Origin of the sequence: Pseudomonas sp. WJP1, from assembly GCF_028471945.1 — a bacterium.
Classification (GTDB): domain Bacteria; phylum Pseudomonadota; class Gammaproteobacteria; order Pseudomonadales; family Pseudomonadaceae; genus Aquipseudomonas.
This window is the reverse complement of record NZ_CP110128.1, coordinates 6169582-6195531: the sequence shown is the minus strand read 5'-3', so window position 1 is coordinate 6195531 and position 25950 is coordinate 6169582. Positions and strand designations below refer to the sequence as shown.

27 protein-coding genes are annotated in these 25950 nt (G+C 59.9%); 15 read left to right on the top strand and 12 right to left on the bottom strand.

All coding sequences use genetic code 11. The annotated features are described in order from the left end of the window. Positions 1–137 precede the first annotated feature (137 nt). The 4 genes from OH720_RS27875 (at position 138) to OH720_RS27860 (ending at position 3949) form a co-directional block, all read left to right on the top strand. Positions 138–914, top strand: a complete 777-nt coding sequence (locus tag OH720_RS27875) for an IclR family transcriptional regulator (protein WP_272603642.1) — start codon at positions 138–140, stop codon at positions 912–914. 240 nt (positions 915–1154) lie between these two features. Beyond that, a complete protein-coding gene (locus OH720_RS27870) occupies positions 1155–2213 on the top strand; it encodes a Gfo/Idh/MocA family protein (RefSeq protein ID WP_272603641.1) in 1059 nt (352 codons plus the stop codon). A 2-nt stretch (positions 2214–2215) separates the two neighbouring features. Further along, complete coding sequence (locus tag OH720_RS27865; protein ID WP_272603640.1) at positions 2216–3034, top strand: sugar phosphate isomerase/epimerase family protein; 819 nt, start codon at positions 2216–2218, stop codon at positions 3032–3034. Positions 3035–3070: 36 nt separating this feature from the next. Beyond that, complete coding sequence (locus OH720_RS27860; protein WP_272603639.1) at positions 3071–3949, top strand: DMT family transporter; 879 nt, start codon at positions 3071–3073, stop codon at positions 3947–3949. Positions 3950–3955: 6 nt separating this feature from the next. Here the strand turns inward: OH720_RS27860 and OH720_RS27855 are convergent, their stop codons facing one another. Both OH720_RS27855 and OH720_RS27850 read right to left on the bottom strand, forming a co-directional pair. Further along, positions 3956–5578 carry a methyl-accepting chemotaxis protein gene (locus tag OH720_RS27855; protein WP_272603638.1) on the bottom strand — a complete coding sequence of 541 codons (1623 nt, stop codon included), beginning with the start codon at positions 5576–5578 and terminating at the stop codon, positions 3956–3958. A 98-nt stretch (positions 5579–5676) separates the two neighbouring features. Beyond that, complete coding sequence (locus OH720_RS27850; protein WP_180204514.1) at positions 5677–7014, bottom strand: MFS transporter; 1338 nt, start codon at positions 7012–7014, stop codon at positions 5677–5679. Between the two features lie 500 nt (positions 7015–7514). Between OH720_RS27850 and quiC the strand changes: the two genes are divergently transcribed. Continuing rightward, positions 7515–9416, top strand: a complete 1902-nt coding sequence (quiC, locus tag OH720_RS27845; RefSeq protein WP_008066075.1) for a 3-dehydroshikimate dehydratase QuiC — start codon at positions 7515–7517, stop codon at positions 9414–9416. A gap of 102 nt (positions 9417–9518) precedes the next feature. Beyond that, positions 9519–10196 (top strand): TetR family transcriptional regulator, encoded by a 678-nt coding sequence (locus tag OH720_RS27840; RefSeq protein WP_272603637.1) that lies wholly within the window; start codon positions 9519–9521, stop codon positions 10194–10196. A gap of 81 nt (positions 10197–10277) precedes the next feature. Here OH720_RS27840 and OH720_RS27835 read toward each other — a convergent pair whose 3' ends face one another. The 3 genes from OH720_RS27835 to OH720_RS27825 all read right to left on the bottom strand — a co-directional run bounded on the left by OH720_RS27835 (position 10278) and on the right by OH720_RS27825 (position 12626). Continuing rightward, on the bottom strand, positions 10278–11132 hold the full coding sequence (locus tag OH720_RS27835; RefSeq protein ID WP_272603636.1) for a shikimate dehydrogenase: 855 nt from the start codon (positions 11130–11132) through the stop codon (positions 10278–10280). Continuing rightward, positions 11129–11578 (bottom strand): type II 3-dehydroquinate dehydratase, encoded by a 450-nt coding sequence (aroQ, locus tag OH720_RS27830; RefSeq protein ID WP_008066078.1) that lies wholly within the window; start codon positions 11576–11578, stop codon positions 11129–11131. Before aroQ ends, OH720_RS27835 begins: the two co-directional genes overlap by 4 nt. A gap of 136 nt (positions 11579–11714) precedes the next feature. Then, a complete protein-coding gene (locus tag OH720_RS27825; protein WP_272603635.1) occupies positions 11715–12626 on the bottom strand; it encodes a LysR family transcriptional regulator in 912 nt (303 codons plus the stop codon). 105 nt (positions 12627–12731) lie between these two features. Between OH720_RS27825 and OH720_RS27820 the strand changes: the two genes are divergently transcribed. The 3 genes from OH720_RS27820 to OH720_RS27810 all read left to right on the top strand — a co-directional run bounded on the left by OH720_RS27820 (position 12732) and on the right by OH720_RS27810 (position 14022). Beyond that, a complete protein-coding gene (locus tag OH720_RS27820) occupies positions 12732–12938 on the top strand; it encodes a tautomerase family protein (protein ID WP_047533558.1) in 207 nt (68 codons plus the stop codon). A gap of 212 nt (positions 12939–13150) precedes the next feature. Beyond that, positions 13151–13579 (top strand): DUF4160 domain-containing protein, encoded by a 429-nt coding sequence (locus tag OH720_RS27815; protein ID WP_272603634.1) that lies wholly within the window; start codon positions 13151–13153, stop codon positions 13577–13579. Beyond that, a complete protein-coding gene (locus OH720_RS27810; protein WP_272603633.1) occupies positions 13576–14022 on the top strand; it encodes a DUF2442 domain-containing protein in 447 nt (148 codons plus the stop codon). The genes OH720_RS27815 and OH720_RS27810 overlap by 4 nt, the downstream gene beginning before the upstream one ends. A gap of 54 nt (positions 14023–14076) precedes the next feature. Here OH720_RS27810 and trmA read toward each other — a convergent pair whose 3' ends face one another. Beyond that, complete coding sequence (trmA, locus tag OH720_RS27805) at positions 14077–15156, bottom strand: tRNA (uridine(54)-C5)-methyltransferase TrmA (protein WP_272603632.1); 1080 nt, start codon at positions 15154–15156, stop codon at positions 14077–14079. Next, entirely contained in the window at positions 15153–16448 is a 1296-nt protein-coding gene (locus OH720_RS27800) for an NCS2 family permease (RefSeq protein WP_008066092.1), read from the bottom strand. The genes trmA and OH720_RS27800 overlap by 4 nt, the downstream gene beginning before the upstream one ends. Positions 16449–16668: 220 nt before the next feature. On the opposite strand from OH720_RS27800, the gene OH720_RS27795 reads away from it, so the two are divergent. Together OH720_RS27795 and OH720_RS27790 are read left to right on the top strand one after the other, a co-directional pair. Beyond that, a complete protein-coding gene (locus OH720_RS27795) occupies positions 16669–17118 on the top strand; it encodes a DUF4879 domain-containing protein (protein WP_272603631.1) in 450 nt (149 codons plus the stop codon). Between the two features lie 68 nt (positions 17119–17186). Beyond that, complete coding sequence (locus tag OH720_RS27790) at positions 17187–17738, top strand: DJ-1 family glyoxalase III (RefSeq protein ID WP_008066096.1); 552 nt, start codon at positions 17187–17189, stop codon at positions 17736–17738. Between the two features lie 6 nt (positions 17739–17744). Here the strand turns inward: OH720_RS27790 and OH720_RS27785 are convergent, their stop codons facing one another. The 3 genes from OH720_RS27785 to OH720_RS27775 form a co-directional block, all read right to left on the bottom strand. Then, entirely contained in the window at positions 17745–18032 is a 288-nt protein-coding gene (locus OH720_RS27785; protein WP_180204523.1) for a HigA family addiction module antitoxin, read from the bottom strand. 13 nt (positions 18033–18045) lie between these two features. Beyond that, on the bottom strand, positions 18046–18324 hold the full coding sequence (locus OH720_RS27780) for a type II toxin-antitoxin system RelE/ParE family toxin (protein WP_272603630.1): 279 nt from the start codon (positions 18322–18324) through the stop codon (positions 18046–18048). Between the two features lie 84 nt (positions 18325–18408). Further along, positions 18409–19647: an MFS transporter gene (locus tag OH720_RS27775; RefSeq protein WP_008066098.1), complete on the bottom strand. Its 1239-nt coding sequence runs from the start codon at positions 19645–19647 to the stop codon at positions 18409–18411. Between the two features lie 401 nt (positions 19648–20048). Here OH720_RS27775 and OH720_RS27770 point away from each other — a divergent pair, with 401 nt between their 5' ends. The 3 genes from OH720_RS27770 to OH720_RS27760 all read left to right on the top strand — a co-directional run bounded on the left by OH720_RS27770 (position 20049) and on the right by OH720_RS27760 (position 22745). Continuing rightward, positions 20049–21485 carry a cytochrome ubiquinol oxidase subunit I gene (locus OH720_RS27770; RefSeq protein WP_272603629.1) on the top strand — a complete coding sequence of 479 codons (1437 nt, stop codon included), beginning with the start codon at positions 20049–20051 and terminating at the stop codon, positions 21483–21485. A 3-nt stretch (positions 21486–21488) separates the two neighbouring features. Next, positions 21489–22496, top strand: a complete 1008-nt coding sequence (cydB, locus tag OH720_RS27765) for a cytochrome d ubiquinol oxidase subunit II (RefSeq protein WP_272603628.1) — start codon at positions 21489–21491, stop codon at positions 22494–22496. A gap of 81 nt (positions 22497–22577) precedes the next feature. Then, entirely contained in the window at positions 22578–22745 is a 168-nt protein-coding gene (locus tag OH720_RS27760) for a DUF2474 domain-containing protein (protein ID WP_272603627.1), read from the top strand. Positions 22746–22820: 75 nt separating this feature from the next. Here the strand turns inward: OH720_RS27760 and OH720_RS27755 are convergent, their stop codons facing one another. Together OH720_RS27755 and OH720_RS27750 are read right to left on the bottom strand one after the other, a co-directional pair. Continuing rightward, positions 22821–23945 (bottom strand): methyltransferase, encoded by a 1125-nt coding sequence (locus OH720_RS27755; RefSeq protein ID WP_272603626.1) that lies wholly within the window; start codon positions 23943–23945, stop codon positions 22821–22823. A 165-nt stretch (positions 23946–24110) separates the two neighbouring features. Beyond that, positions 24111–24842 (bottom strand): autoinducer binding domain-containing protein, encoded by a 732-nt coding sequence (locus OH720_RS27750; RefSeq protein ID WP_272603625.1) that lies wholly within the window; start codon positions 24840–24842, stop codon positions 24111–24113. A gap of 320 nt (positions 24843–25162) precedes the next feature. Between OH720_RS27750 and OH720_RS27745 the strand changes: the two genes are divergently transcribed. Then, complete coding sequence (locus tag OH720_RS27745) at positions 25163–25939, top strand: ferredoxin--NADP reductase (protein ID WP_272603624.1); 777 nt, start codon at positions 25163–25165, stop codon at positions 25937–25939. Positions 25940–25950 lie beyond the last annotated feature (11 nt).

The window sequence follows — 25950 nt, the reverse complement described above, 5'->3', positions numbered from 1 at the left end:
CCAGAAAATATATGAGGCTGGAAGAGGGCCGGCAAGTCGATGCCGCGTAAAGCGGGCGGTTATCGGACAGGCAGTTCCAGATTTCGCATTCCTCGAGTTGTCTTCTAGAATCGTGCAAATTTTGTGTGGATACCCCCATGGCCGGTAGTCAGATCGAACGTGTTTTCAGTGTGCTTGAAAGCCTCACCAGCGACCCTCGCGGCCTGCCGATGCAGGTGTTGGCGGAGCAACTGGGCATCCCCAAGAGTGCCACCCACAGGCTACTTGCCGAGCTGATCCGGCTTGGCTACGTGCGGCAGAATCCGGAGAACTTGCGTTATCACTTGTCGACCCGCCTGGTGGCGATGGGTTTCCGTTATCTGTCGAGCAGCGGTGCCGATATCGTGCAACCGGTGCTCGACCGACTGGCTCAGGAAACCGGCGAACTGGTGCGCCTGGGGATCATCGAAGGCGAGCGCCAGACCTGGATCGCCAAGTCCCAGGGGGCTCGTTCCGGCCTGCGCTATGACCCGGACATGGGCCGGGATGCGCCGCTGTTCTACACCGCCTCCGGCCATGCCTGGCTGGCGTGCATGAGCGATGCCGAAGCCTTGTCGCTGGTGGAACGCCAGGCGGTTGACCGGCCACTGGAGCTGGGCCCGAATGCCCCAAGGTCCAATATTGAGTTGCTGGAACGCTTGCGCCTGGCACGGGAGCAGGGCTACGCCTGTGTCGAGGAAAGTTCGGCGGTAGGCACCTCGGCGATTGCCGCGGTGGTGCGCCATCCCGGTGATGGCCGGGTGATCGGCGTGCTCAGCATCGCCGGGCCGAGTGCGCGGATGCCGGGCGCGCGGCTGCATGAGTTGGCGCCGTTGTTGTTGGCGTTTACCGATGAGTTGTCGGCGGCAAGTCTGGCGTCGGAGCTATTCAGCTGAGTCCTGCACAAAACCCCTGTGGGAGCGGGCTTGCTCGCGAAAGCGGTGGGTCAGGCAACAATGATGTCGACTGACACTCCGTCTTCGCGAGCAAGCCCGATCCCACATTTTGATCGCTGTGAACTCCATAAAATTGTGCGCTGTTCGAACACTTTCAATGCACGCCTGTGTAAGAATCTGGAACCAGGTTCTAAATTGTTGAAATTCATCTTCCAACAATAACCACAAGAGGACCGCTGCATGAGTTCGCCCCCCCTTCGAATAGCCCTTATTGGTGCCGGCACCATGGGCCAGCAGCATTACCAGCATCTGAAAACCCTGACTGAAGCGACCTTGTGCGCAGTGGCCGACCCCGGCCCGCAAGCGCCGGGTCTGGCGAAGGAATGGGGTGTGGAGTATTTCGCCGATCATCGTCAGATGCTGGAGCAGGCAAAGCCTGAGGCCGTCATAATCGCCAACCCGAATGCGTTGCATGTCAGCACCGCGCTCGATTGTCTGGCTGCCGGCATCCCGGTGTTGCTGGAAAAGCCGGTGGGTGTGCACCTGGATGAAGCCCGTGAGCTGGTGGCTGCCTCGAAGTCGAGCGGCGTTGCGGTGTTGGTCGGCCATCATCGACGCCACAATCCCTTGATCGTGCGCGCCCATGAACTTGTCCACAGCGGCGCGTTGGGCCGGTTAAGTACCGTCACCGCGCTCTGGCAATTGCGCAAACCCGATAGTTATTTCGAAGCGGCCTGGCGCCGCGAGCCCGGTGCGGGCATGTTGTTGACCAACCTGATCCATGACCTCGATCTGCTCAGGCACCTGTGCGGCGAAGTTTGCCAGGTGCAGGCCATCACCAGTAACGCCGTGCGCGGGTTTGGCAACGAAGATTGCGCGGCCGTGCTGCTGCAATTCGACAACGGTGCGCTAGGCAGCCTGACCGGGTCCGATGCGGTGGCGGCGCCCTGGAGTTGGGAGCTGGGCTCCGGGGAGAATCCGGTATACCCACGCCAGGCCGACCAGCCGTGCTATTTGCTGGCGGGCACCGCTGGGGCGCTGAGCATCCCGCAGCTCAAGCGCTGGCACTACACGCAAGCGGACGGTGGATGGCATCAACCCCTGGAGTCGACTGACGAGCCTTTCAGTGTCGATCAAGCGCTGCGCTTGCAGTTGCAGCACTTCGTGCGTGTTGCGCGTGGGGAAGTCGAACCGCTGGTCAGCGCCGCCGATGCAGCCCGCACCCTGGCGTTGGTCGAAGCGATTCGCCAAGCCGCTGAAACCGGGCGCGCCTGCGCACCCGCCTTGATCGAGGATTGACCATGAGTGAACGAATCTTTTCCCTGGCCAGTCTGACCGTGCTGGAGTTGTCACCGCCGGACATGGTCGAGGTCGCGGCGCGGGCCGGTTACAGCCATGTCGGCTTGCGCCTGGTGCCAGCGACGCCAGAGGAACACCATTTTGCACTGGTGGCCGATGAAGATCTGCGGCGCCAGACCCTGGCACGTCTGCGCGATACCGGCATTCGAGTGTTGGATGTCGAGATCCTGCGGCTCAAACCGGACACCGTTGTTGCCGATTTCGAGCGGGTGCTGGCAGTGGGTGCCGAATTCGGTGCCAGTGAGTTGCTGGTGGCGGGTAACGATCCTGACGAGCAACGACTAACAGAAAATTTTGCCCGGCTGTGTGATTTGGCGGCGCCTTACGGGTTGCATCCGCACCTGGAGTTCATGCCCTGGACCGACGCGCGGGATCTGCAGCAAGCCGTGCGCATCGTTGAAAAGGCCGATCGTGAAAACGCGGCGGTGCTGGTCGATGCTTTTCACTTCGATCGCTCTGGGTCGCGGCTGGAAGATCTGGCCAGGGTTGCCCCCTCACGGTTACGGTATGCGCAGTTGTGTGACGTGGCGGGGCCCAGGCCGCAAGACATGGCAGAGATCTTGCGGCAGGCGCGTAACGAACGGCGTTTTCCCGGCGATGGCGATTGTGATCTGCCGGGGCTGTTGCGGTGTTTGCCAGCTAACATTCCATTGAGCCTGGAGATTCCCACCGTGCAACTGCTGGAGCAGGGCGTGAGTGGGCTGGACCGGGCGCAGATGGCATTGAGTAAAACCCGAGAGTTGCTCGCGCGGCTGACCTAGGCCCCGCGAAGTGTTGTTTTTGAACAAGGAACCCCAATGACCGTCAGCACACCGTTTTCCGGCGTCAATCAGCCCTTCAAAGGGATCCTGCTGATCGTTGTCGCAACCTTCCTGTTTTCCAGTCATGACGCTTTGTCGAAGTACCTTTCCGGGTTCTATCCGATTGTGATGGTGGTGTGGGCGCGTTATGTGGTGCATACCTTGCTGATGGCCGGGATATTCCTGCCGCAATCCGGGCTGCGCGTGCTGCGTACCAAGCGGCCGCTGCTGCAACTGGTTCGCGCGTTGTGCCTGCTGGGCACCAGCCTGTTTTTCACCACGGGGTTGATGTACATCCCGCTGGCCGAGGCAACGTCGGTCAACTTCCTCGCACCGGTGCTGGTGACTGCGTTGTCGGTGCCGTTGCTGGGGGAGAAGGTCACTCGTGGCCAATGGCTGGCGGTGATTTGCGGTTTTATCGGGGTGCTGATCATCGTCCACCCCGGTGGTGATCTGTTCACCCCGGCGGTGCTGCTGCCGTTGTGCTCGGCATTGTTTTTCTGCTTCTACCAGTTGCTGACTCGCAAGCTCAGCGAGATCGACAGCCCGACCACCAGCAACTTCTTCGCCGGGCTGTGCAACACCCTGGTCATGAGTGCGCTGGTGCCGTTCTTCTGGCAGGTGCCGACCTTGCTGCACGGCGCGATGATGCTGGCGCTGGGCGCCTGTGGCATGACGGCACACCTGTTCTTGACCCAGGCCTTCCGCCATGCGGCGCCGGCCTTGTTGGCGCCCTTCAGCTATTGCCAGATCGTGTTTGCCGGCCTGCTGGGCTGGTTGCTGTTTTCCCACACGCCGACCCTGACCACCATCGTCGGGATCGCCATCATTTGCTGCAGTGGCCTGGCGGCGGCATGGCAACAAAGCCGCCGCTGAGCTCACTCAGAACCTGAAGCGCAGCACCAGGTTTTGCAGGCCCGCGGCCAATTGCGACAGTTGCTGGCTGGTGGCGCTGGTGCGAGTCGAGGCATCGGCACTTTGCAGCGACAGGTCGCGGATGTTCAGCAGATTCCTGTCCACCTCGCGGGCCACGGCGGCTTGCTCTTCCGATGCGCTGGCGATCACCAGGTTGCGCTCGTGGATCTGCTCCATGGCCCGGGTGATTTGCGCCAAGGCGATGCCGGCCTGTTCGGCGATCGACAGGGTCTGGGCGACGCGCTGACTGTTGCCGTGCATCGACAACACCACGCTCTCAGTATCGCCCTGGACCCGGCCGATCATCTGTTCGATTTCCCGGGTCGATTGCTGGGTACGATGGGCCAGTGCGCGCACTTCATCGGCGACCACCGCAAAACCACGCCCGGCTTCCCCGGCCCGGGCCGCTTCGATCGCGGCGTTGAGCGCCAGCAGGTTGGTCTGCTCGGCGATGGCGCGAATCACGTCCAGCACCTTGCCGATTTCCCGGGATTGCTCGGCCAGGGTTTGCACCTGTTGCAGGGCAATGCCGGCATCGGCGCTCATGGCCTGAATCGAGTCCAGTGTCTCGATGACGCGTGCCTGGCCCTGGCTGGCCTGCTGTGTCGACTGGCGCGTGCTGTCAGATGTCGAGACCGCATTGCGTGCGACTTCTTCCACGGCGACGGTCATCTCGTTGACCGCGGTGGCGGCTTGTTCGATTTCGTTGTGTTGCTGCTGCAGTCGCCCGGAATCCTGATGGGTGCTCTGGTTCATTTGCTCGGCAGCCGCGTTCAGTTGACTCGATGCGGCGCTGATCCGTTGCAGGGTATCGCGCAGGCTGTTCTGCATGATCGACAGGGCGGTGAGCAAGCGCGCCGTTTCATCGCTGCCCTGGCTCTGTATCGGCGTGCCGAGATCGCCGGCGGCGACTTGCTCGGCCACTTCCACGGCCTGGCGGATGGGCACCACGATGCTGCGAATCAACAGCCAGGCGAGTAGAGCGGTCAGCAGTGACACCCCCAGCAAGGCCCCGATCACCGTGACCTTCACCTGGCCATAGAGTGTGTCGGCTTGCGCTGCGGACTGGCTGACTTCATTGGCGGTGAGCGCCACCAGTTCGGCGAACTGGTCTCCGCTGCGGGTCGAGTAATCCTGGATTTCGCCATTGAGCAGCGCGGTCATTTCTTCGAGGTGGTTTGCCTGCGACAGGCTTTCGTATCGCGTCAGCGCCTCACGGTAGCGGGTGACCGTCGCGACGAAGTTTTCGTACGGCGCCCGGTTGTAGTCGCCTACGAGCGGGGCGAACTTGTCCAGGGCCTGTACAAGCCAGCCCTGCACCTGATGCAGGCGCGTGACGGTCGCGTCGAGCACCTTGGGCTCGCGATTGAGCGCCATGCGCAGGCTGAGCACGCGAATGCTCAGGACGTAGTCGCGAATTTCTCCCAAGTAACGGGTGCTGGGCAGGGAGACGTTCTCGGTGTGCTGACCGGTGGCGCGCACTTGCGCTACTTGCTTGAGGGCGAACAAACCTTGCAACAGGACCAGCAAGGCGATGAGGCCGAAGCTGATCATGGCGCGCTTGGCGATGCTCAGGTGACCTGGCGACATGGTTTCACCTCCTTGGCGATGAATGGACATTCAGGAATTCATAAAAAGCGGGCACAAAAAAAGCGCAGGCCCGAAACCGGGCCTGCGCCGAGGGAACATCAGTCTTCTACTTTCGGGATCTTGCGCGGTGCCATGAAGTACAGCCAGGTCAGCGCGATGAAGTACATCGCCGGGATCAGGGTGAACAGCACGGTGTAGTTGTTGTTGGTCACGGTCAGGATGTGGCCGACCAACTGGGTCATGAACATCCCGCCAATCGCAGCGCACATGCCGCCGAAGCCGAACACCGTACTCATCATGTGCTTGGGCGTGTAGTCCATCACCAGGCTCCAGATGTTCGCGGTCCAGGCCTGGTGCGCGCCGATGGCCAGGGAGATCGCGGCTACCGCCACCCACAGGTTGCTGGAGCCGGCCGCCATGATCACGCCGATGATGCAGCAGGCGAACAGGAACATGGACATCAGGCGCGCCTTGATCGGGTTGACGCCGCGACCGATCAGGAACGAGGACAGGATCCCGCCACCGACACTGCCGAAGTCGGCGGTGAGGTAGATGATGATCAGCGGAATGCCCATCTGGGTCACGTTGATGCCCAGGTTGTATTGCTGATTGAGGAACGGTGGCAGCCAGTACAGGTAGAACCAGAACACCGGCGCGGTGATCGAGTAGGCGAGGGCGAAGGCCCAAGTGCCGCGCATGCGCAGGATCTTCGAGAACGGTACGCGGGTTTGTTCCGGTTCCACTTCGTTCTGGATGTAGTCCAGTTCCGACTGTTTGACGCTTGGGTGATCTTCCGGGTTGAAGTACTTCAGGCCCCAGAACAGCAGCCAGATCCCGCCCAGTGCCGACATGCACAGGAAGGCAGCTTGCCAGCCCCAGACGTGGAGGATCAGCGGCAACAGCATCGGGGTGAACATCGCACCGACGTTGGTACCGGCGTTGAAAATGCCGGTGGCCACGGCGCGCTCGCCGGCCGGGAACCACAGGCGCGTGGTTTTCACGCAGGCCGGGTAGTTGGCGGCTTCGGTCAGGCCGAGAATGAAGCGGCAGACCATGAAGCCAACCGCCGAAGTGGCCAGGCCGTGGGCGCCGGTCGCCAGGCTCCAGAGCAGCACGGCGCAGAAGAACACGCGTTTGACGCCCACCCGGTCGATCAAGCGGCCTTGTATCACGAAACCGATGGCGTAGCCGACCTGGAACCAGAAGTTGATGTTGGCGTAGTCCATCGCCGTCCAGCTCATTTCCTTGGCCAGGATGGGCTGCATGACGCCGAGGGCGGCGCGGTCGATGTAGTTCAGGGTGGTGGCGAAAAACACCAGCGCCAGCATGCCCCAACGGGTTTTGCCGACAGCCATGGCGCCGCGGATTTTGTCGCCGATGCCGCCAGAGGCAGCGCTCATGGCCGGAGCCATGCGTGAGCTAGGTGTAGGATTCATGTGTGCCATCCGTTCAATGACTGACAAGCAAGGCTCGTCGGGACTTCAAGGGCGCGTGATCAATCGATGGCGATGGGCGCAGGACTGATCGGCTGGTTTCGTCGTCTGACGGTTTATTCAGCGAGCGGCACGGGAGTGCCGGCGGTGCGCAAGGTTCGGATGGACGCCAGGCAGGGCGTAATGACGGTGGTTCGAGTGAGCAAGGCGTTAAATGAGCGCATGAGCATATACCCGGTTTTTGAAATTTTTATGTGGTGTTCAGGGTCTTTGTTAACTGAGGCCGTCGGTTGATGACCGGACTCAATGTGGTGTTGATGTTGCGCATTGAGCAAAAAATCGTCAATTCGCTAAAGTCCATTGTGTTCGATAATCGCACGCAAAACTAACTGGGTAGTACACTTTAAATTGCTCATTGCACCCGCCAGCTCAATAATTCGCTCACTCTTTTAAAATCGGCGCATATTCCCTGTAGCCGCAGCCTCCACCGGGAGTCGAAAAAAATGCAGCGTTCCATTGCCACCGTGTCCTTGAGCGGTACCCTGCCGGAAAAACTCGAAGCCATTGCAGCCGCCGGTTTTGACGGCGTCGAAATTTTCGAGAACGACCTTCTCTACTACGACGGCAGCCCGCGGGAAATTAAACAGATGTGCGCCGATCTCGGGATCGCCATCACCCTGTTTCAACCGTTCCGGGATTTTGAAGGCTGCCGCCGTGACCGCTTGTCGCGCAATCTGGAACGGGCCGAGCGCAAGTTCGACCTGATGCAGGAACTGGGCACCGACCTGGTGCTGGTGTGCAGCAACGCCTCGGCCGATTCCATCGGTGATGAACAGATTTTAGTCGATGATTTGCGCCTGCTGGCTGAACACGCTGGCGCGCGCGGTCTGCGCATCGGTTACGAAGCACTGGCCTGGGGCCGGCATGTGAACACTTGGCAACAGGTGTGGAACATCGTTCGTCAGGCCGATCATCCGAGCCTCGGCGTGTTGCTCGACAGTTTCCATACGCTGTCGCTCAAGGGCGACCCGAGCGCTATCGCCGAGATTCCCGGCGATAAGATTTTCTTCGTGCAAATGGCTGATGCACCGATCCTGGCCATGGATGTGCTCGAGTGGAGCCGGCATTTCCGTTGCTTCCCGGGCCAGGGCGAATTCGATTTGCCTGGCTTCCTCGCGCCGATCATCAAGAGTGGCTACACCGGTCCGCTGTCGCTGGAGATCTTCAACGACGGTTTCCGCGCCGCACCGCCACGGGCCAACGCTGCTGACGGCTTGCGCTCGTTGCTGTACCTGGAAGAGAAAACCCGCGAGCGCCTGGCCCAGGAGGCCAAGCCTGCCGGCAACCCCGAGATCCTGTTCGAGACTCCGAAGGCCAGCGAATACAACGGCATCGAGTTTCTCGAATTCGCCGTGGACGAAAGCCTCGGCGCCAAGCTCTCCCATTGGCTGGAGCGGCTGGGTTTCGTCAAGGCCGGGCAGCATCGCTCCAAGAGCGTCAGCCTGCTGCGCCAGGGCGATATCAACCTGATCCTCAACTCCGAACCTTACTCCTTCGGCCACAGCTTCTTCGAGGCGCATGGTCCATCGCTGTGTGCCACTGCCGTGCGCGTCAAGGACAGCGCCAGTGCGCTGGCCCGGGCGGTGGCCTACAAAGGCCAGCCGTATCGCGGATTGGTCGGCCCCAATGAACTGGAACTGGCCGCCGTGCGCGCGCCGGATGGCAGCCTGATTTACCTCGTCGATCAAGACGCCGATGTCTATGGAACCGACTTCAACCTGGAGCCGGCCGCGGTGAGCAGCGGCGGCCTCAAGCGCATCGATCACATGGCTATGGCGCTGCCCGCCGACAGTCTCGACAGTTGGGTGCTGTTCTACAAGAGCCTGCTCGATTTTGAAGCCGATGACGAAGTGGTGCTGCCCGATCCCTATGGTCTGGTGAAGAGCCGCGCGCTGCGCAGCCGTGACAGTTCGATCCGCCTGCCGCTCAATATTTCCGAAAACCGCAACACCGCCATCTCACACGCGTTGTCGAGTTATCGCGGCTCCGGCGTGCACCACATCGCGTTCGATTGCGACGACATCTTTGCCGAAGTTAGTCGCGCCAAAGCGGCGGGCGTGCCGCTGCTGGATATTCCGCTCAACTACTACGATGACCTGGCCGCACGCTTCGATTTCGATGACGAATTCCTCAGCGAACTGGCCTATTACAACGTGCTGTACGACCGTGATGCCCAGGGCGGTGAACTGTTCCACGTGTACACCGAGCCGTTCGAGGGGCGTTTCTTCTTCGAGATCATTCAGCGCAAGAACGGTTATGCCGGTTACGGTGCGGCCAACGTGGCGGTGCGCCTGGCGGCCATGGCCAAATCCCGTAGCGGTGCCTTGCGTCAGGCAAAGTTGTAGGAAAATCGTAACGACGCCGACAAACCGCTGCCGCACGGCTTCCTTCACTGTGCGGCGCGGCTCATAATCGCCAGCCTGTGCAGTGATGGCCGTGAGCCCGCAATGACAATGACATCAGAACTCTCCGCAGCACCTGAGCAACCAATTGCCGAGCCGCGCAAGAGTCGCAAGAACAACCCGGAAAAAACCCGGGAAAACATCCTGCAGGAAGCGATTGTCGAGTTCGTTCAGCAAGGGCTTTCCGGGGCTCGCGTCGATGCCATCGCCGAGCGCATCCACACGTCCAAGCGCATGATCTATTACTACTTCGGCAGTAAGGAACAGCTCTACGTCGAGGTGCTGGAAAAGCTCTACGGCGATATCCGTAACACCGAAAGCCGTCTGCACCTGGCGGAGCTGACGCCGGTGGAGGCGATTCGGCGGCTGGTGGAGTTCACTTTCGATCACCATGATCGCAATGTCGATTTCGTGCGCATCGTCAGCATCGAGAACATTCACAACGCCGAATTCGTGAAGCGCTCGGATGCGATCAAGGCGATGAACAACACCATCCTCGATTCACTGGGCGAGATCCTGCGGCGCGGTGCTGAACAGGGGCTGTTCCGCACCGGCCTGGATCCGTTGGACGTGCACTTGCTGATCAGTTCGTTCTGCTTCTATCGCGTATCGAACCGCCACACTTTCGGCGAGATCTTCCAGATCGACTTGCCGGACGAAAGCATCAAGCAGCGTCATCGGGAGATGATTTGCGAGTCGGTTTTGCGCTACCTGCAAGCCTGAACAGATCGCAGCCTGCGGCAGCTCCTACAGGGTTCCTGTGTACCTCTGTAGGAGCTGCCGAAGGCTGCGATCTTTTGACTTTCAGCCATTCATGCTCTGAAAGTGCTCCAGCATCCGCTGCGCATCCGGCACCACGCCGCTGAACAATTCGAATGCCTTCACCGCCTGGAACACCGCCATGTTCCCGCCATCGAGCGTACGGCAACCCAGTGCACGGGCATTGCGCAGCAGTTCGGTTTCCAGCGGGAAGTAAACAATCTCCGCCACCCACAATTGAGCCCGAAGCAACTCGACCGGCACCGGCATGCCGGGCAGTTTTTTCATGCCCATGGGCGTGGTGTTGACCAGGCCATCAGCCTCGGCCAGGGTCAGTGCCAGATCATGACCGGCCACCGCGCGGTTACTGCCGAAATGCTCGTTGAGATTGTCTGCCAGGCTCTGCGCGCGGCTGATTTCCACATCGAAAATGCTCAGTTGGCGTACGCCTTCGCTCAACAGCGCGTGGGCCACGGCCGCACCAGCGCCACCGGCGCCCATTTGTACGACGCGCTCAACGGCAACGCCCTGCAAGCCACGGCGAAAACCCTCGGCAAACCCCAGGCAATCGGTGTTGTGACCGATGCGTTTGCCGTCCTTCAGCACCACGGTGTTCACCGCGCCAATGCCCCGGGCCTCTGGCGACAACTCGTCGAGCAGCGGGATGATCGCCTGCTTGCACGGAAAGGTGATGTTCAGGCCGGTGAAGTTCATGCGCTCGGCGGCCGTCAACAGGTCGGGCAGGGCGTTGCTGTCGAGTTGCAACTGATCGAGGTCGATCAGCCGATAGAGGTAACGCATGCCCTGGGCATCGCCCTCGTGCTCGTGCAGCGCCGGGGTGCGGGACGCCTGGATGCCGGCGCCGATCAGTCCGGCCAATACCGTTTGGTTCTGGTTCATGCTGCTTGCCCCTTCAGACGTTGACTGAAATGTTCCAGGGCCAGGCGATAGCCATGGCTACCGAAGCCAGCCATTACCGCCGTGGCAATGGCCGAGACGAAGGAGTGGTGGCGGAAAGGCTCGCGGGCGTGAACGTTGGACAGGTGCACTTCGATCACCGGCAGTTCGCTGGCGACCAGCGCGTCGCGGATCGCCACCGAGGTGTGCGTCCAGGCCGCCGGGTTGATCACGATCCCGGCACAACGGCCGCGGGCGGCGTGAATCCAGTCGAGCAGTTCGCCTTCATGGTTGGTCTGGCGAAACTCCACCGCCAGGCCGAACTCTTCGGCGGCCCGGCCGCACAGCGCGGAAACATCTGCCAGGGTTTCATGGCCATAGGTCGCCGGTTCACGGGTGCCAAGCAGGTTCAGATTCGGGCCGTTGAGCACCAGAATGATGGGGGGCATTGGTTTTCTCCACGTATTATTTTTGGCATTGGCCGAGGTTTCAGCCTGTGGAGATAAAATGTACCAGATGGTTAATATGGTCAATTGGACATCCCGCCCACGGTCTTTTTGTGTGCGGTGATCGGACGGTATCGCTTCAGCGTGGTAACTGCTCCACCAGGAAGTCGATAAACGCGCGCAACCGCAGGGGCATGTGGCGACTTTGCGGATATAGCAAGGTAAACGGCCGTGAACGCCCCCCAAAAGGCTTGAGCACCTCCACCAGCGAGCCATCGGCCAGTTCTTTTTCGACGATAAATCGATAGGTCTGAAACAACCCCGCGCCATGTTTCGCCAGGGTGACGCCACCTAATACATCGTCGGAACAAACGAAGTTGCCCTCGGCCAGAATCTCCCGTTGCACGCCGTTGTCGCTGAACAACCAGGCAATGCGCCGGCCACTGCTGGGCAGTTCGTATTGAATGCATTCGTGCTGTTGCAGGTCGTCGAGGGTTTGCGGCGTACCGGCACGCTTGAGGTATTCGGGGCTGGCAATCATCACCAGCGCGGCGTCTTCCAGCTGCCGGGCGATCAGGCCGGAATCGGGAATCGCACGCACGCGAATGGCCATGTCATAGCCTTCGCCGACGAAATCGATGTTGCGGTTACTGATGTGCGACTCGACCTTCACCGCCGGAAAACGCGCGCGAAAGGCCGGCAGCAACGGCAGGATGCGGTGGTGGGCATAGGTGGTCGGGATGCTGATGCGCAGGGTGCCTGAAGGCACCTGTTGCTGGCCCATGACTTCGCGCTGGGCTTCCACCAGTTGCGCGAGTGCCTGGCGGCATTCTTCGTAGTAACGCCGACCACTGTCGGTCAGCTTTACGCTGCGCGTTGTGCGCGCAAACAGCCGCACGCCAAGGCGTTCTTCCATGCGCGACACCGAGCGGCTCACCGCGGCCGGCGTGACCCCCGCCACCAGCGCTGCGGCCGTGAAGCTGCCGGCTTCGGCGGCCAGGCAAAACAGCTCGATGCTGCCCAGTTGAAGATCGTCGAATTGTCGCTGCATGATTAATTACACCGGGGATCAAATGAAGTCTGAGGATCAGTATTTATCAAATGCCCGTACGCAGATACAGTCAGCCTCACTTAATGAGCGAGCAGGAGAAGCAGCATGCCTTTCGTCAGCGTACGCATCACCCGAGACGGCGTAACCCGTGAGCAGAAAGCCCAGGTCATCGCCGAAATCACCGAGACCCTGCAGCGCGTCCTCGGCAAGCCGCCGGAGCTGACCCACATCGTGATCGAAGAAATCGATACCGATAACTGGGGGTATAAGGGGATTACCACGACTGAGTATCGAAAAAACCTGCCGGGATGATTTCACGAAAAACAAAAAGCCGTCTGAACGACGGCTTTTTTGTGGGCGTGGTGAAAGCAATGCTTACGATTTTACCGGGGCCGTTGTCGGTACAGGGCGCTGCGGGGCGCTAGTCTCAGAGGCGTGTTGACGATTGGGGGTATGGCACCGGTCGTCAGGTTTTCCAGGGAATGTCGAATCTTTCGATTCAATAACCTAACGGATGGGTTAGCATGAAAATATGCAGCTACAGAGGTCTCTCGGTGGTGATCATGTTGCGTGACGAGCATTGTCCGCCCCATGCGCATGTCGATGGAGGAGGCTGGAGCGCTCGGTTCAAGTTCAGCTTCTGGCACAACGGCGTAGAGCTCTGGGACGTTGTTCCGCTCTCGCGTCGGCCACCGTTGGCGGTGCTGGAAGGGTTACGTCAGTCGCTCAAGCAACCTGTCCATTTGCTGCGTGCCCGTGGCATCTGGTGGCGAAAGCTGAAAACGGTCTGCCTTGATAATCAATTGTGGGACTGGCAAAGCAACGAAGTCGTTGTGGTTAACAGGATTGCCAGCACCACCAACATGATTGGCTCGGCTTGCTACGAACCTGAAAAGAACACGACGCGGTTATTCCTGATAAGTACACGGGAAGCTGTGGAGATCGAGTTATGAAAACGGTAAAAACCAAGGTCCAGGCAGACACCCCGATAACGGAACATAGCCTGGACGAAGCGATTGAGCGTGGGAAATTACGCAGGAACAGCGGCCTGCACGCGACGGCAGTTACCTTCCTGGCACCTTGTCTGGCGGTAAGCTTCGAAGATGGCAGCGGCATATTGCTGCCCGTGGTGAATTATTCTGAGTTCGATGGTTTCGAAGTCGAGGATTTCGCAGGCCTGACCATTGGCTACGCGGGTACCGCACTGTGCCATGAAGGAAAGGATGTGCATGTATCTCTCGCCGGCATGATCTCGGCGAGCAAGCCATTGATGGCCATGGCCGCATCGGTGATTGCCTCGCGCAATGGCCGCCAGAGCAGCGCTGCCAAGGCCGAGGCTGCGAGGGCCAATGGCAGGAAAGGTGGACGTCCACGCAAAGTCGATGTTGTCGTTTGAACAGGCACAAAAAAGCCGTCGTGATGACGGCTGATTTGTTTGTGGCTTCTGCAATTACCGGCGGGTCAACAACACCCCGGACTCCATGTGATGCGTCCACGGGAACTGGTCGAACATCGCGCATCGGGTGATGCGGTGGGTGTCGTGCAGTTGGGCGATGTTGTCCGCCAGGGTTTGCGGGTTGCAGGAAATGTAGAGGATGTTGTCGAAGCGTCGGGTCAGCTCGCAGGTATCCGGGTCCATGCCGGCGCGCGGCGGATCGACGAAGACGCTGCCGAACTCGTAGCTCTTGAGGTCGATGCCGTGCAGGCGGCGGAACGGGCGCACTTCGTTCAGCGCTTCGGTCAGTTCTTCGGCGGACAGGCGCACCAGGGTGACGTTATCCACAGCGTTTTCACTGAGGTTACTCAGCGCCGCATTGACCGAGGTCTTGCTGATTTCGGTCGCCAGCACTTTGCGCACGCGGGTGGCGAGCGGCAGGGTGAAGTTGCCATTGCCGCAATACAGTTCCAGCAAATCGTCCGCGCGATCACCCAGCGCGTCGTACGCCCAGTTGAGCATCTTCTGGTTCACGGTGCCGTTTGGCTGGGTGAAGGCGCCTTCTGGCTGGCGATAGCTGAAGGTGCGGCCGCCGACTTCAAGTTTCTCGACGACGTAATCGTGACCAATGACCTCGCGCTTGCCCTTCGACCGACCGATCACGCTGACGTTGAGGTCGGCAGCCAGTTTCGAGGCCGCTGTGTGCCAGTGCTCGTCCAGCGGGCGGTGGTAGCACAGGGTGATCATCGCATCGCCGGCCAGGGTGGTCAGGAACTCCACCTGGAACAGCTTGTGGCTCAGGGCTGCACTGGCTTGCCATGCGGCCTTGAGCTGCGGCATCAATTGATTGATGCGTTGGCTGGCGATCGGGAATTCTTCGATCAGGATCGGCGTGCGCTTGTCTTCCTGGGAAAACATTGCGTAATGGCGCTCGCCGGCTTCGCGCCACAGGCGGAATTCGGCGCGCAGTCGGAAATTCTGCAGTGGCGAGTCGAAGACGACCGGCTCCGGTGCATCGAATGGCGCCAGCAGGTCACGCAAACGCGTGACCTTGTCTTCGAGCTGGACGGCGTAGGCCTGGGAATCAAAAGTCATGCGTTGAACCAACCGAGCTTGATCACGAACAGAATCGACAGGATCACCAGCGCCGGATTCAGCTCACGGCCACGACCGGACATCAGCTTGATGGCGGTCCAGGCGATGAAACCGAAGGCGATGCCATTGGCAATGGAATAAGTAAACGGCATGGCCAGCGCGGTGATAACGACCGGCGCGGCGACGGTAATGTCGTCCCAGTCTATTTCGGCCAGGCCGGATGTCATCAGTACGGCGACGAACAGCAGTGCCGGTGCCGTGGCGAACGCAGGCACGCTGGCGGCCAGCGGCGAGAAGAACAGCGCCAGCAGGAACAGGATCGCCACGACGATGGCGGTCAGGCCGGTGCGGCCGCCCGCACTCACGCCAGCAGCGGATTCGATGTAGCTGGTCGTGGTCGAGGTGCCCAGCAGGGACCCGGCCATCGCGGCAGTACTGTCGGCGATCAGCGCGCGGCCCATTTTCGGCATGTGGCCGTCCTTGCCCATCAGCCCGGCGCGCTTGGCAACGCCGATCAGGGTGCCGGAGTTGTCGAACAGGTCGACGAACAGGAAAGCGAAGATCACGCTGACCAGACCGATGTCCAGTGCGCCCTTGATGTCCAGCTGCAGGAAGGTCGGGGCCAGCGATGGCGGCATCGACATCACGCCGCCGAACGGAGTGAAGCCCATCAGGATGGAAACAATGGTCACCACCAGGATACCGATCAGCACCGCACCGCGCACGGCGAGGGCTTCAAGGGCAACAATCAGGGCAAAGCCCAGGGTCGCGAGGATCGGTGCCGGTTGTTTCAGGTCACCGAGGCCGACCATGGTCGCCGGGTTGCTGACCACGATGCCGGCGTTGTGCAGGGCGATCAGCGCCAGGAACAGGCCGATACCGGCGGCAATGGCCGAGCGCAACGGCAGCGGGATACTGTTGATGATCCATTCACGGATGCGGAAGATCGACAGCAGGAAGAAGCACACGGCCGAGATGAACACCGCACCCAGCGCTACTTGCCAGGTATGGCCCATGTGCAGGACCACGGTGTAGGTGAAGAAGGCGTTCAGGCCCATGCCCGGCGCGAGCGCGATCGGGTAGTTGGCAATCAGGCCCATGACCGCGGAACCGATGGCGGCTGCCAGACAGGTGGCGACGAACACCGCGCCCTTGTCCATGCCCGTCTCGCCGAGGATGCTCGGGTTGACGAACAGAATGTAGGCCATGGCCAGGAAGGTGGTGACGCCCGCCAGAATCTCGGTCCGCACGTTGGTGTTGTGTGCCTTGAGTTGAAACAGCCTTTCCAGCATGTCTGCTCCCCGTGGCGCGCCCGGCGCCGTGAATGTATCGACCTCAACAGCAAAGCACAGAGCACTGAACGCGCCTGGGAAATTACTGTGGGCCGGAAAAAGCCGCGCATCATACCAGCAGCGTGGGGTTATGGCTGCTTATGGCGGTGATCGTCGTCGATGTTTTGCGTTTAATCCAAACCCGCCATACTGCGCGCTGGTTTTTCGCGGTGGTAACGGGATGAAAAAGCGTCTGATGATCATGTCCGGTGTCTTGATGGCATTGTCGCTGGCGGCACAATCCGCCTTGGCGGCATCGGCGCCGCCCTTGACCCAGGTAAAAGTGCTCAAGGTCGAGTCGCCAGGCTGTGGTTTCGAGACGATTGAAGAAGGGCAGGCACAGACCCGCTGCAACCACGCGGGCCCGAACATCAGGATCTACGTGCTGGAAGTGGGCTATGGGCGCAGCCAGCCCCATGTCGCGCTGGATGGCTTCGAAGTGGATGGCACCCGTACGCCGGTCTGCGCCTATGATAACGGCAACCTGACCGACTGCTCGCAAAGGACCAAGGTCGTCGGCAACCTGTACATTTTCAATCTGGCGGGTAAGCAGGAAGGTACGTTCACCTTCAGCAACACTTCGATCAACGCGCCGGGCAACACGATGTCGACCCAGCTTTACATCAAGTAACGACAGGGGCCCGAACAAGCGTCAGGAAAGCTGACTACGCTTTAGGAACCATTCCGTGGATTGTTCCCATGACCTTTCGAGCCTTGATTACCCTCGCCGAGGGCGCCGATGACCTGCAGACAGTGACCTTGATCGATGTATTGCGCCGCGCCAAGGTCGAGGTGGTGGTCGCCAGCATCGAGGGGCGGCGCATGCTCACCTGTGCCCGTGGCACGCGCTTGACGTGCGATGCGATGCTGGTGGATTTGCTGGCCCAGCCATTCGATCTGATCGTCCTGCCTGGCGGTGCCGTAGGGACGCAACACCTGACCGCCCACCAACCCCTGCAACAACTGGTCAAGGACCAGGCCGCGGCGGGCCGCCTGTTCGCCGGCATTGCCGAAGCGCCCGCGGTAGCACTGCAAACCTTCGGCGTGCTGCGCCAGCGACGCATGACTTGCCTGCCTTCGGCCAGCCATCAACTGTCGGGTTGCAACTTCGTCGATCAACCGGTGGTGGTCGACGGCAATTGCATCACCGCCCAAGGCTCGGGTGGCGCCTTGGCATTTGCGCTGACGCTGGTGGAACAGCTCTGCGGCAAAGCCACGCGGGCGATGGTGGCGGGGGAGTTGTTGGTTTAGGCGGCGTCAGGCGTGAGCGGCGATGGGTTTGATGGGCGGTTGCTCACGCTGCTCCGCTTGCCACAGATCATAATCGGTCTGTACCCCTAACCACATGCGGGCCTTGCCGATCCCTGCGCGTTCCAAACGCACGGCCAAATCGGGACTGACTGGTGCATGTCCATGCAGCACCCGCGACAGATGCGGGCGCGCAAACCCAAGGTGCCGGGCGAGTTCTGCGACGCTGATGCCCAGTTCAGGCAATACATCCATCAACAGTGTTTCGCCAGGGTGCGGCGGGTTGTGCATGGGCATGTCCTGCCTCCTGTCAGTGATAGTCCAGATAGTCGACCAGTTCGATATCCGATCCGGTAAATCGAAAAATGACCCGCCAGTTTCCGGAAACGGTCAGTGACCAGTACTCGGCCAACTCTCCCTTGAGGGGATGTAACCGCCACCCTGGAAGGTCGAGGTCGCCGGGTACCGCTGCGCGATCCATGAATTGCAGCATACGCCCCAGACGTTTCGCATGATCTGCGCGAATTCCCCGAGTCGAACCTGTTTCATAGAAGCCACGAAGGCCTTTGTGCTGAAAGGATCTGATCATGGGGGAAGTGTAAGGCGATACATTACACTCTATGCGTTAACTATGTATTGCATCTGGTCGGCAAATTTGTGATCGGCAGCGGCCTCAGGCCTTCACCTCTTCCACCGGCACATGCATCCGGTCGCGGTTGGCCAGGGTCGGGAACAGTTTGATCCAGGTCCCGGTGACCACCAGCGTACCGATACCGCCCATGACCACCGCCGGCACGGTGCCGAACCAGTGGGCGGTCAGGCCGGATTCGAATTCGCCCAATTGGTTTGAGGCCCCGATGAACAGGCCGTTCACGGCGCTCACCCGGCCGCGCATTTCGTCCGGGGTTTCCAGTTGCACGAAGGATGCGCGGATCACCATGCTGATCATGTCGGCCGCCCCCAGGACCACCAGCACGGCCAATGAAAACCAGAACGAGGTCGACAGGCCGAAGGCGATCGTTGCCACGCCGAACACACCCACGGCGGTGAACATCACCCGTCCAACATTGCGTTCCACGGCAAAGCGCGCCAGGAACAGCGACATCAGCAATGCACCCACCGCCGGTGCCGATCGCAACAGGCCCAGCCCCCAGGGCCCGGTCAGCAGAATGTCCTTGGCAAACACCGGCAGCAAGGCCGTCGCGCCCCCCAGCAGGACAGCGAACAGGTCGAGGGAAATGGCCCCGAGAATGTCCGGGCGACTGCGGATGAAACGGATGCCCGCCAACAGTGAGTCCAGTGTGGCCTTGCCCTTGTTCAGGGGCGTTTGCCGGGCGGGCAGGTTCAGCATCAGCGTGCAGGCGATGATGTACAGGATCACCGTTGGGCCATACACCCAGACGCTGCCGAAGGCGTAGAGCAAGCCACCGAGGGCCGGGGCGACGATGGTCGCCGATTGCTGGGCCGACTGCGCGGCGGCCACGGCCCGGGGAAACAGTGCGCTCGGCACGATGCTCGGGAGCAAGGCTTGGGTGGTCGGCATTTCGAAGGAGCGTGCGGCGCCGAGCAGGAACGCAAGGATGAAGATCATTTCCCGGGTGACATGGTCGGTCGCGCTGCCGATTGCCAGCGACAGGGCGATCAGCGCTTGCAGGGACTGGCAGATGGCCGCGACCTTGCGCCGGTCGTAGCGATCGGCGACATGCCCGGTGTGCAGCATGAACAGCACGCGCGGAGCGAACTCCACGAGCCCGACCAGGCCCAGGTCAAGTACGTTGCCGGTCAGCTGGTAGAGGTTCCAGCCAATGGCCACGGTGAGCATCTGGAAACCGCTGGCGGTAAACACCCGGGCCAGCCAGAAGGCGATGAAAGGGCGATGGCGACGTAACAGCAAGGGCTCTTGGCTGGGCATTTGAAGGCAAGTCTGGGGAGAGAAAGGGCGAGACTATCATCAACCTGTAACAGGAAGTTGCCGTGGCAGAAAATTTCGTTAGCCAAGCATCGATTTCACTGCCTGTCTGCCCGGTGCCCCTCGGGAATTCATTTCCACCTGTGACTAAAGCCGTGAGGCAACTTGTCACGCGGCAAAAGACCACGCGAGTCATCCCTGCAAATGGGACTACTCTTTCATCGTTGCTTGATCCAGATCAAAACCCACAAAAGGAATTGATCCGGCGGCCGGTTGGCCAGACTCCCTGCGTTGTGATGCGTGCAAAAAAAAGAACAAACAGAGATTCGCCACACTCCATATCCGTGGGGGCCGTGGGTGCAGGCTTCCAGCCCGCAGCCGTACTACCTGACAGAGGAAGACTTATGTTCGGTTTAGAGGCACTTGATCTCGCCCGAATTCAGTTCGCGTTCACCATCTCGTTCCACATCCTGTTCCCAGCCATCACCATCGGCCTGGCGAGTTACCTGGCGGTGCTCGAAGGCTTGTGGCTGAAAACCCATAACGACACCTACCGGGACCTCTACCATTTCTGGTCGAAGATCTTTGCCGTCAACTTCGGCATGGGTGTGGTCTCCGGACTGGTCATGGCCTATCAGTTCGGCACCAACTGGAGCCGTTTTTCGGACTTCGCAGGTTCCGTGACCGGGCCGCTGCTGACCTATGAAGTGCTGACTGCATTCTTCCTTGAGGCCGGTTTCCTCGGTGTGATGTTGTTCGGCTGGAACAAGGTCGGGCGCGGCTTGCACTTCTTCGCCACGGTCATGGTCGCCATCGGCACATTGATCTCGACCTTCTGGATTCTCGCCTCCAACAGCTGGATGCAGACCCCGCAAGGTTTCGAAATCGTCAATGGCCAGGTCATACCAACCGACTGGCTGGCGGTGATCTTCAACCCCTCATTCCCTTATCGCCTGATGCACATGGCCACGGCGGCGTTCGTCGCGACAGCATTCTTCGTCGGTGCGTCGGCGGCCTGGCACTTGCTTCGCGGCAAGGACAACCCGGCGATCCGCAAGATGCTTTCCATGGCGATGTGGATGGCGCTGATCGTCGCGCCGATCCAGGCGGTCATCGGTGACTTCCACGGCCTCAACACGCTTGAACATCAACCAGCAAAAATCGCCGCGATCGAGGGCCACTGGGAGAACCACGGTAACGAGGCGACCCCGCTGATCCTGTTCGGCTGGCCGGACATGAAGGAAGAGAAAACCAAGTTCGCCGTCGAGATTCCGTACCTGGGCAGCCTGATCCTGACCCACTCGCTGGACAAGCAGGTACCGGCGCTCAAGGAATTTCCGCCCGAAGACCGGCCGAATTCAACCATCGTGTTCTGGTCGTTCCGGATCATGGTCGGCCTGGGTTTCCTGATGATCTTCACCGGTCTGTGGAGCCTGTGGCTGCGTAAACGCGACACGCTCTATACCTCACGGCCGTTCCTGTACCTGGCGTTGTGGATGGGACCGTCCGGCCTGATTGCGATTCTCGCGGGCTGGTTCACCACCGAAATCGGCCGTCAGCCGTGGGTGGTCTACGGGCTGATGCGCACGGCGGACGCGTCTTCCAACCATAGCGTGATGCAGATGAGCATCACCCTGATCCTGTTCGTCGTGGTGTATTTCGCCCTGTTCGGTGCCGGCCTCGGCTACATGATGCGCCTGGTGCGCAAGGGGCCGAAGATCGACGAAGGCAAGGAAACCAACGACGGTGGTCCCGGGCAGAAACGCACGCCGGCACGTCCGCTCTCCGCAGCCGACGACGATCATGCCGATGCCGACCACATCGTGACCAAGGAGATTTGAATCATGGGTATTGATCTTCCGCTGATCTGGGCTGTGATCATCATCTTCGGCATCATGATGTACGTGGTCATGGATGGGTTTGACCTGGGCATCGGCATCCTCTTCCCGTTCATTCCCGGCAAGACCGACCGCGACGTCATGATGAACACCGTCGCCCCGGTCTGGGACGGCAACGAAACCTGGCTGGTACTGGGCGGGGCGGCATTGTTCGGGGCTTTCCCGCTGGCCTATTCGGTGGTGCTCTCGGCGTTGTATCTACCGCTGATTTTCATGCTGATCGGGCTGATTTTCCGCGGCGTGGCGTTCGAGTTCCGCTTCAAGGCCAAGGATGACAAGCGTCACCTGTGGGACAAGGCGTTCATCGGTGGCTCGATTGTTGCGACGTTCTTCCAGGGCGTTGCGCTGGGGGCGTTCATCGATGGCTTGCCAGTGGTCGATCGGCAGTTTGCCGGCGGTTCGCTGGATTGGCTGACGCCCTTCACCCTGTTCTGCGGCGCGGCGCTGGTGGTGGCGTATGCGCTACTGGGTTGCACTTGGCTGATCATGAAGACCGAAGGCAAGTTGCAGGAACAGATGCACGACCTGGCGCGACCCCTGGCGTTCGTGTTGTTGGCGGTGATCGGTATCGTCAGCATCTGGACCCCGCTGGCCCACGCCGAGATCGCAGCCCGCTGGTTCACCCTGCCGAACCTGTTCTGGTTCCTGCCCGTGCCGATCCTGGTGCTGGTGACGCTCTATGGCCTGATCCGTGCCGTGGCCCGCAACGCGCACTACACACCATTTTTGCTGACACTGGTGCTGATCTTCCTCGGTTACAGCGGCCTGGGGATCAGCCTGTGGCCGAACATCGTCCCGCCTTCGATCTCGATCTGGGACGCCGCCGCACCACCGCAAAGCCAGGGCTTCATGCTGGTGGGCACGCTGTTCATCATCCCGTTCATCCTGGGTTACACCTTCTGGAGCTATTACGTGTTCCGCGGCAAGGTTACCCATGAAGACGGTTACCACTAGAGCACGCATCAAACCTGTAGGAGCAAAGCTCGCTCGCGATGGCGTCTTCACAGGCGCCATTTTTCCCAGGAGTACTAAGAAATGGCCGGTAAACATTCCCTGCACGACATTGAAGAAGCCGAAAAAAAGCCGCTGTGGCAGCGGCTCGGCTGGTTGGCCATGATCTGGGCTGGCAGCGTCGGTGCGCTGTTCATCGTGGCCAGCCTGATGCGGATGTTCATGAACGCCGCAGGCCTGAGCACTCACTGAAACAATCGACATCCCGTCCCGCAGCCTCCCGGGCGTGAAATAAAAAACCCTCCAGCTGGAGGGTTTTTTTGCGCGTTACTTGCGAGCCTTGAGGATCACGAATTTCGGGGTGGCCGCCACTTGCTCGACCCCGCGGAACAACCGCGCCAACTTGCTGTGGTAGCCCAAATGACGGTTGCCGACGATGTACAGCGCACCACCCACCACCAGCGCCTCCCGGGCTTGCTGGAACATCCGCCAGGCAAGGAAGTCGCCGACGACCTGTTGTTGGTGAAACGGTGGATTGCAGAGCACCACGTCCAATGACTGGGGTTCCTGCCCGGCCAAGCCATCGCCGGCCCGCACGATCACCTCCCGTTCACCCAGCGTGGCGCGCCAGTTTTCGGTGGCCGATTGCACTGCCATGAAGGATTCATCTACCAGCGTGTAGCGGGCCTCGGGGTTTTGTAGGGCACTGGCGATGGCCAGCACGCCGTTACCGCAACCCAGATCGGCGACCCTTGCGCTGCCAAGGTTCTTCGGCAGGTGCGGCAAGAAGGCTCGCGTGCCTATGTCCAGGCCTTCACGGCAGAACACGTTGGCGTGATTGAGCAGTTCGATCGCCGGCTCATCAAGTCGATAGCGGGTCGGGTAGGGCGAGACGACGGCAGCTTTGGCTTGAGGCGTAGCGATCAACAGACGGGCTTTTTTTACCGCCAGCGAGGCCTGCACAGGGCCAATATAGCGCTCAAGCAGATCGCCCGCCGCGCGCGGTAGATGTTTGATCATTGCCCCGGCGATCACCTGGGCGCCGGGAGCCAATTGGCCTTGCAGGCGGATCAATTGTTCTTCCAGTAATGCCAGTGTCTTCGGCACCCGGATCAGCACGCGGTCGAAAGGCCCCGTGAAAGGTTCGCTGGCCGGTACGTGGGGCACGGCATCAAACGACTGGCCATTACGGGCCAGATTCTTTTCCAGCCCCTGCAAGGCCAGGAACGAATCGCCGCTGCTGGTCACATTTACCTTGCCTGCCAGGCTGACGGCCAATGCGCCGAAACTGTCGTTCAGCACCAACACCCGCGTATTTGCCGCGGGCAGCTGTTCAGCCAGGTGATTGAGCAGGTACTCATCTGCAGCATCAAAGGCTTGCAGTGGTTCGTTCTGCTGTTCGGGCTGGCGGATCAGGTCGAGCTGGGCGAACGGGGTTTCAAGCAAGGGCATCGGGCAGGAGGCTCTGATAGATGGTCGAGGATGTTCCGCGGCCCTGAGGCGTTGTTGCGGGCGGGACGGTTCGAGTGAACTGCGGCATGATGTTTTACACGTCATCACTCAAGCGGGATGCAAATGGTACGTTTTTTTCTTTTGGATTACCCGCGAGTTTTGTGATCAGCGTAGCGCGCCGCTGCTGAGATAACCGGCCTTGGCCGCGGCAATGACTGCCGAAATCTTGTTATTGACGCCCAGTTTTTCAATCGCACTCTGTACATGAAAATTGATGGTGCGTGCACTGAGGTTGAGGATCCTGGCACTCTCGTAAGCCGTCTTGCCATCGGCCGCGAGCTTCAGCACGTCGATTTCCCGCAGCGACAAATGCGCGGCAACCAATTTTGGGGGGGGCCTTGGGAGTGATTGCGCGGCCAGCGCATGCAGGTGCTGACCCATGAAAACGGAAAAGCCTAAATTTTCGTACAGCTCAAACGCACTGATTGGACAATGGCTCCTGGCCAGGCTCAGGATGCTGCACTGATCGCTATTATCGTCCTGTACCGATTGCGACCAGCCGTGCTGAATTCCTTGCAACCCAAGCGCCTCCCACATCGAGGGCACCTGGGAAAAGAGCTCTTCACTCCAAAGAACGGGCAGCATAGTTTGATTGCAATGAGCCACTACTGGGTCGATGTTGTTGAATTTTTTTTGTTCATACTCCGTGTTCCAGCTTTTGGGATAATTGTTGAGCTTAAGCGTATTTGCTTGATCAGATCTGGATTTGTAAGTTACTGAAAACTCGAAAAATTTATAGCCGATGTTTTTAGCGAAACGCAGCGCTACCTCATAAGCGGTGTCGAGCTCCGTTGCGCTGGATAACTGTCTGAGTTGTGATTCCTTCCATCTTTCCATCTCTGTACTCCCGTGCCTTGGTGTATGGATCCAAAACCAATACGCACGGATTGTAGGACTTTTCGTACGTGACGGTGGGAACTTTTTGCTTTGTTTCGATTTCTAAATAAGATTTGTGGTTCTATATGGAATTGAGTTTAAAAAGTTTATTAAATGTCGGTACTAATACAAACTTCGTGTTGAACGTTACTAACTAGGCGGTTAAATATTTATGAGATTGTTATGCGTTTGATGATGTTTCGGTAAAGCCATTACAAATCGCCGGTGTTTATGGGGACCGCTTTGCGAGACACTGCGGTCATGCGTTGAAGGAGCCTGCGATGACCGCCAGTGAAGAGAAATTTACCCGTCAAACCTTGCTCGACGTCCAGCCGTTGACGCCGAACCTGTTCACCCTGCGTGCCACTAGGGACGCAGGTTTTCGCTTTCGCGCAGGGCAATTCGCGCGGCTGGGCGTAGTGAAGGGAGATGGCAGTACGGTCTGGCGCGCCTATTCCATGGTGTCTTCACCCTATGACGAGTTTCTCGAATTCTTTTCCATCGTCGTACCCGGCGGTGAATTCACCAGCGAACTCAGCCGGCTGGGCGTTGGCGACACGCTGCTGGTCGATCGCCAGGCGTTCGGCTACCTGACACTCGACCGCTTCGTCGACGGGCGTGATTTGTGGCTGTTATCCACCGGTACAGGTCTGGCGCCGTTTCTATCGATCCTGCAGGACTTCGAGGTCTGGGAAAAATTCGAGAGAATCATCCTGGTGTACAGCGTCCGGGAGACCAGGGAGCTGGCTTACCAGGCGCTGATCGCAGGCCTGGCGCAGCGCGACTACTTGAAGGAATTTGCCCACAAATTGCAGCTGATCAACACCGTGACCCGCGAGCAGCATCCAGGCGCCCTGAACGGACGGATCACCACCTTGATTGAAAACGGCGAACTGGAGCGGGCGGCTGGTGTGGCGCTGACGCCGGAACATTCGCGCGTGATGTTGTGCGGCAACCCGCAAATGATCGATGACACGCGCAAATTGCTCAAGCAGCGCGACATGCACTTGAGCCTCAGTCGGCGGCCCGGTCAGGTGGCAGTGGAGAACTTCTGGTAAAAAAACGGCGC